Annotated in this window: 1 protein-coding gene; it reads right to left on the minus strand. The window is 23.8% G+C overall.

Features of this window, described 5'->3' with window-relative positions:
- Positions 1-121 precede the first annotated feature (121 nt).
- Positions 122-289 (minus strand): hypothetical protein, encoded by a 168-nt coding sequence (locus BUA19_RS11845; protein WP_178137510.1) that lies wholly within the window; start codon positions 287-289, stop codon positions 122-124.
- Between the last annotated feature and the right edge of the window lie 836 nt (positions 290-1,125).

Genomic DNA, 1,125 nt, shown 5'->3' on the forward strand with positions numbered 1-1,125 from the left:
ATTAGATGTTTTAGATAATGAAACAATAGCAATAAAAACAGGACTTTCTGTAGAGGAAGTTAATAAATTGAGGGAGTAAAAGTAGCCATGGCATTAGCCATGGCTACTTTTACGACAATAACTAGCATTTCATCAATGCTAATTGATAATAAAAAAAATCGACAAATTGAGTATTTGTTATTGCACCTGTAAGTGTCTCTACGCCTAAAGCCAAAGGAGCTAATATAGCAGTTAAAGTAGTTCCTGTAAAAGTTTTTACTATTTTAATAAAGACGCTTTTATTTTCCAAAATGTAAACCTAAAATGATAAAAATTTTAAACGTCAGTTTATGATATTTTATTTTAATCTTTTTTTGTTTTCAAACTGTGATACTAGTATTTTTTTTGTAGAAAGAAATATATGATACATGACGATGGTAAGTATTGTTGAGGATATTATAAATAAAATAAATTTGTAGAAAGTATTTGTATTAGAAGTCTGTATGAATGATATAGATGACACTACACATGCATATATATGACTATCTGACCAAATAATTTTTCTAAGAATTTTACTATTTTTGAGTATGTCTAGCTTTTTTTTCAGTTTTAGAGCATGATAGTTTAAGAATAATAAGTATGTACTTAAAATAATATAAAAGAATAAATTGACCATTGAAAAATGTGCATTAAAAAAAAATCCAATAATAATTAAGATAAAAATAAAAGTAAGAGTTCGAATTATTGAATTTTTTTTATAGGTTTTTGATAACATAAAATCAATACACCTTCCTTTTTTTATTAAGAAATTGCAGATTAAATATGCAATTTCTTAATATTTTAAATTTTAGTTTCTAATATATTTATCAATGTGTAAATTGTCTACCATTAATACTCATCATTTAATACTCATCATTTCTTCAACTCTTAATTCTTTCATAAAGGCTACCTTCTTAAAATATGTATTATTTTGATTAATACTGTGACCGTTGCGACAAGATTATTAAAACAAATTTAATTCATAAAATCAACATATATGTCATGAATTGTCAATATAACGTCATGAATTGCAAAAATTACATTTTATGACATTGGCTTAATCATTCGTGATATTTATATTGACTTTTGTTTTTATGATATAATATA

This window comes from Tepidibacter thalassicus DSM 15285 (assembly GCF_900129915.1).
Taxonomy (GTDB): Bacteria; Bacillota; Clostridia; order Peptostreptococcales; family Peptostreptococcaceae; genus Tepidibacter; species Tepidibacter thalassicus.